The sequence below is a fragment of the Vibrio sp. V43_P6S15P86 genome (assembly GCF_009904725.1).
Taxonomy (GTDB): Bacteria; Pseudomonadota; Gammaproteobacteria; order Enterobacterales; family Vibrionaceae; genus Vibrio; species Vibrio diabolicus.
This window is the reverse complement of the sequence record NZ_WXWT01000170.1, coordinates 1-4,779: the sequence shown is the minus strand read 5'-3', so window position 1 is coordinate 4,779 and position 4,779 is coordinate 1. Positions and strand designations below refer to the sequence as shown.

5 protein-coding genes and 1 pseudogene are annotated in these 4,779 nt (G+C 46.0%); 2 read left to right on the top strand and 4 right to left on the bottom strand.

From position 1 onward, the window contains the following. The first annotated feature begins 115 nt into the window (after positions 1–115). On the top strand, positions 116–790 hold the full coding sequence (gene yjjG / locus CAG69_RS07540) for a pyrimidine 5'-nucleotidase (RefSeq protein WP_005374109.1): 675 nt from the start codon (positions 116–118) through the stop codon (positions 788–790). A gap of 51 nt (positions 791–841) precedes the next feature. After that, entirely contained in the window at positions 842–1,381 is a 540-nt protein-coding gene (locus CAG69_RS07535) for an NUDIX domain-containing protein (RefSeq protein WP_020834877.1), read from the top strand. Positions 1,382–1,460: 79 nt separating this feature from the next. Here CAG69_RS07535 and CAG69_RS07530 read toward each other — a convergent pair whose 3' ends face one another. The 4 genes and pseudogenes from CAG69_RS07530 to CAG69_RS07515 form a co-directional block, all read right to left on the bottom strand. After that, complete coding sequence (locus CAG69_RS07530) at positions 1,461–1,895, bottom strand: hypothetical protein (RefSeq protein ID WP_024701557.1); 435 nt, start codon at positions 1,893–1,895, stop codon at positions 1,461–1,463. 20 nt (positions 1,896–1,915) lie between these two features. After that, entirely contained in the window at positions 1,916–2,467 is a 552-nt protein-coding gene (locus tag CAG69_RS07525) for a YtfJ family protein (RefSeq protein ID WP_005374105.1), read from the bottom strand. A gap of 79 nt (positions 2,468–2,546) precedes the next feature. After that, positions 2,547–3,266: a carbonic anhydrase gene (locus CAG69_RS07520; protein WP_020841751.1), complete on the bottom strand. Its 720-nt coding sequence runs from the start codon at positions 3,264–3,266 to the stop codon at positions 2,547–2,549. 78 nt (positions 3,267–3,344) lie between these two features. Next, positions 3,345–4,687: pseudogene (locus CAG69_RS07515) on the bottom strand (OmpP1/FadL family transporter). Positions 4,688–4,779 lie beyond the last annotated feature (92 nt).

Sequence of the window (4,779 nt, the reverse complement as noted above, 5' to 3'; positions counted from 1 at the left end):
CATTTATTGTTGAGCACAAGGATACAATTAATTTCCAATTATAGAGATTATCTTCAAGAATAAAACAATCTAGACTATGCACCAGTATTACGACCTTGATTTTGGGAAGAAGAAAATGAAGTACGATTGGATCCTGTTTGACGCTGACGAAACCTTATTCCACTTTGATGCTTTCAAAGGTTTGCAGCTTATGTTTTCTCGCAAAGGCGTAGATTTTACTGAACAAGATTTTGCTCATTACCAAACCGTAAACAAACCGCTTTGGGTGGATTACCAAGATGGCAAAGTAACGGCAGATGAGCTAAAACATAAGCGTTTTACCGAGTGGGCTGAGAAGTTGAATACCACAACAGCAGATCTCAACAGCGCATTTTTAGAAGCAATGGCCGATATTTGTAGTTTGTTGCCAGGTGCAAAAGAGCTGATGGAAGCGCTGCAAGGCAAAGCTAAAATGGGCATCATCACCAACGGTTTTACAGAGTTGCAAGCAATTCGCCTTGAGCGCACAGGGATGACTGAGTACTTCGATAAAGTGGTGATCTCTGAACAAGTGGGCGTAGCAAAACCGGACTTAGGTATTTTTGAATACGCGATGCAGCAAATGGGCAACCCATGCAAAACGCGCGTACTGATGGTGGGTGACAATCTGCATTCCGATATTCTGGGTGGTAATAATTTTGGTATTGAAACTTGCTGGTTAAATACCACAGGCGCAAGCGTCGATGAGCGTATCGCACCAAATTACACCGTTGAGTCTTTGAGTGAACTAAAGAACATTTTGGTGGCGTAACTGAATCGGGTATTATTCCGCAGTAACCCTCAGAAAAATCAAGGAATAACCATGTCAGACATCAAACAGTTAGACAGCAAAGTCGTTTACCAGAACAAGTGGATGACGGTGCGTGAGGACAAAATTTTACGTCCGAGCGGCGCAGAGGGCATCTATGGTGTGGTCGACAAACCTGATTGTGCTGCGATTCTGGCTATCGATAACGGGATGATTCACTTGGTTCAGCAGTACCGTTACACCGTAGGTCAACGTTGTTGGGAGATCCCACAAGGGGCGTGGGAATCAAACCCAGATGCGGATCATCTTGAGCTTGCCAAAGGCGAGCTGCGTGAAGAAACGGGCATGCAGGCGAGCGCCATGGCGTATGTCGGCGCGCAGTTTATCGCATACGGCTTTTTGAATCAGACATGTCACGTCTACTTCGCCAGTGATTTAACGGACGTGGGCAATCAACTCGACAGTGAAGAAGAGGATTTGATCACTCGTGCTTTTTCGGTTGAGGAGTTCGAACAGATGATGATCGACGGTACGATTAAAGATTGTGTCACCATCGCTGCTTATGGTTTGGCGAAGCTGAAGAAATTCATTTAGTTATCCATGATAATTTTTTAATGAAAACAGCGGCCTAGTGCCGCTGTTTTTAGTTTGGGTGAGCTCGTTGAGCCATCGCTTACTCGTCGATTTTCTTACCTAAGATTTCCACTTGCGCTTTTTTGGTCACCCCCGCGACTTGCAGCGCAGTGCTGCCAACCGATTCATAGTTCAATTCGATTTTGTCTAACTTCGCGTTATCTTTTGTTGGTAGGCTTAAGCTTCTTGATGACATGCCTTTAGTCAGAACACCTAAACTGTCGAACGTCTTTTCCTGACCATCTTTCATGATTACTTTAACGCTTTTCAGATCGACCGTACCTTGTGTACATTTGATTTTTATGTGGCTGAAACGAGCGTTAGCAAATGGTGACAGTGGATTGACTGTGTCGGTTTCCGATTTAAAACTGACGGTCTTATCTGCAATCTTCTCCCAATCGTTGTCTCCTGCAACCGATTGGAAAGAGGCTACAGCCGCTAAAAGACAGAGTGCGATGGTGTTGAACAGTTTCATAGCTTTTCCTTACCTTAGGTTTAGATATTCTGTTTAATCAGTTCGATGACGTGTGTGACTTCGTCTTGAGTTAAAGCCCCTTCTTTCACGAATAAAATTTCGCCTTGTTTATTTTGTACGATAATCGCAGAACTTTCTTGCTGCAGATCCCAAGTTGTTGCTAATACGCCATTTTTGTCTAACACCATGGAAGACCAAGAGAATGTCTTTTTGCTGTCCTCTGCCGACGATTTTACAAATGTACCGGTTCCCCAGATGGCGTCTTCTTGGTTGATCACGGTTGTGGTCTGATACTGATCTTCAGGAAAGTGAGCGGCAGTGATTGCTGACATCAGCGGCGCGTTCATCTCTTTGGCTTTACTACGACCTGCAATGGCTTGTATCACACGGACTTTGCCTAACATCTGCTGAGTTGCCCAAGGTTGATAAGCCACATCGTCTCCTTGCAGCGTCATTTCGCCATAGGTATCAATGCTGACGGAAGGGGTGGTTTGACCGACAGAAAGGTTATGAGAGAAGGCGAGTGTCGGGGCGAGTGCGAGTAAGAGTGACAGAACAGATGGAGTTTTCATTGGGGGGTCCTGTAACGAAGTGAGGTTAGAGCGAATCAAAATAAGGGGCAAATACGATGCCCCTTATCGGATTTGGCGATTAGTTAGAAAGTACAACGCGCGCATTTAACGGTTGCAGCGGACGATTGTTTTGTCCCATGACTTCCATCAGTTTCGCGGCTTGATCTTTGGATAAGGTTTGAGTGTCTTTAAGCACAAACCAGCGCACACCTTCTGAACATGGTGGTGTGGTTAAAGAGCCGTTAAATCGATAGTAGTTTGCAGTTTTTGGCAGTAAGTCGTTAATCTCAAATGTATCTTTAAAGAACGTGGTTTGATTCTCTTGTGGGATTGCGTTGATCAGTTTAGACAGCGCTGCGTTTTGATCGCCAGCATCAAACATCACCGAAATTACCGCCAACTCGCCGTCTGCGTTGGCGTGTACAAAGTGCGCTTCAAGTGGATATTGGCGGCCTTTGATTTGGTTTTCTGAAGGTGTGTGGAAATGGAACTGTTGCAGCTCGAACGTCTCGCCATCGATGGTGAAGCTGTTACGTCCGTTCACTTGCGCTTGCAGCGTATGACCATTGTTGGTTAAACCAATGACCTGACCAGTGTACGAAAGGTTCAGTGCTTCCAGTTTTGCATCGGCTGGGTTGTCGATGTTGATTGGGCTTTGGTTTTTCGTGGTTGCGCAGTCTTTGGCGATTTCTCCCCAGTGTTCTGGCCCGTGTTTGTCATTGCCATAGCCCCATTCAGAAGCCTGAGCAGCGCTTAGAGTGAGAAGTGAGAGTGAAAAAGCAAGTAGTGTTTTGTTCATAATAATGTCTCTGTTCGGTCGCTTCGATAAGCGTTGTTACAAGGCTATGACCTAGAGGTTTGATCACTGCCTGACAAATTAGAAACGGTGGCTGAGTTGGGCACCAATTAGGAACGCATTTGAATGGGTCACGCCTGTCACAATAGGTGCAGGAACACCTTCATACGCGTACTCTTCTACGTTGACATCTTCACCAATCAAGTACGTCATGCCGATGTCAACCGTGGTATCTGATGACCATTGGTAAGAGGCTCCCGCGGATAACCAGTGACGGTTCGAATCTGGGATAGAAAGCGAAGTCAGCTCATCGACAGGTGTTTTGTCGAACATGTAACCCGTGCGAAGTGTCCAACGTTCATTGGCGTACCAAGTCGCACCGATGGAGTAGTGCGCGGAGTCTTGCCACTGAAAATCTTTTAGCAACTGATCATCGGCTTTCAAGCTGTCAAATGCTGACCAACCAATCCACTGCACAGAATAGTGCAGGGCAAATTTAGGTAAGACGCGGTGATAACCGGAAAACTCCGCAATATCCGGTAGAGGCATAGCAAGCGAGTCGTACGATTCGCCAGCAAAGTGGATGTCACCCTTGGCATCAATGTTAGGGCTGTGCTTGTAGCTTAAACCTAAGCGATGACGTTCGTTAAACTCGTACATCATGCCAATGTTCGCGCCAAGCCCAATGCCGCCAGCTTCCACATCAAGTGCGTTGCCTTTTACGGATCCACAGCGTTGTTCTAGTTCGTTTCCAAGTATGTTCCCACCAACGCAAACACCCACGTCCATATCGCGGTACAGCTCACCAGAGCCGTAAATCACATCAATACCACCACCGATACTAAAACGCTCGTTCACCTTGTATGCCAAGCTTGCGCCAAGGTTGACACTCGCTACGCTGGTGACACCGCCAAAAACAGGTGCGCCATAATTTGGTTTAAACTCCATGTCGGTTCCGAAGTTGGAATATGCCGATAAGCCTAGATACCAGTCGTCGTTGATAGGGTGAATAAAGTAAAAATTGGGTACAACGGCTGGTTGACCAACGCCATCGACGTCATCAATGTCGGTCACGGTTTGAGAGAAGGACGGGGTAATGTCAACTTGAGGGGACGGAGGAAAACCACCCATACCAACATTGACATCCGCATTAATATTAGCTCGATGATATTGCGCATTTTTAACGGTAACGTCAGGTTTGACGTAAGTGACACCGAACGATAAGGCATTTGTTTAAACAGCGTCATGGCTGCGGCGTTGCGGCTGACTACAGACGCATTATCACCAATGACGGCATCACCAGCAAAAGCACGACCAAGACCCGTCGCCGAATGTTCGTTAATTTGAAAACCACCGGCATACGCCGTCGAGGAGGCTAAACCGATTAATAAATAAATCGGTGAAAGAGTGAATTGTCGCTGCATGTTTTTCTCATGAATTAATTAGAAGTTGTATTGCAACGAAAACCAGTAAAATAAACAAATCTGACCAGTGTATTTATGAGTAAACCTAACAG

Bases quoted from the DNA above. Each gene is read 5' to 3' on its own strand.
- CAG69_RS07535 (WP_020834877.1), top strand. From the start codon at position 842: ATGTCAGACATCAAACAGTTAGACAGCAAAGTCGTTTACCAGAACAAG.
- CAG69_RS07530 (WP_024701557.1), bottom strand. From the start codon at position 1,895: ATGAAACTGTTCAACACCATCGCACTCTGTCTTTTAGCGGCTGTAGCC.
- yjjG (WP_005374109.1), top strand. From the start codon at position 116: ATGAAGTACGATTGGATCCTGTTTGACGCTGACGAAACCTTATTCCAC.
- CAG69_RS07520 (WP_020841751.1), bottom strand. From the start codon at position 3,266: ATGAACAAAACACTACTTGCTTTTTCACTCTCACTTCTCACTCTAAGC.
- CAG69_RS07525 (WP_005374105.1), bottom strand. From the start codon at position 2,467: ATGAAAACTCCATCTGTTCTGTCACTCTTACTCGCACTCGCCCCGACA.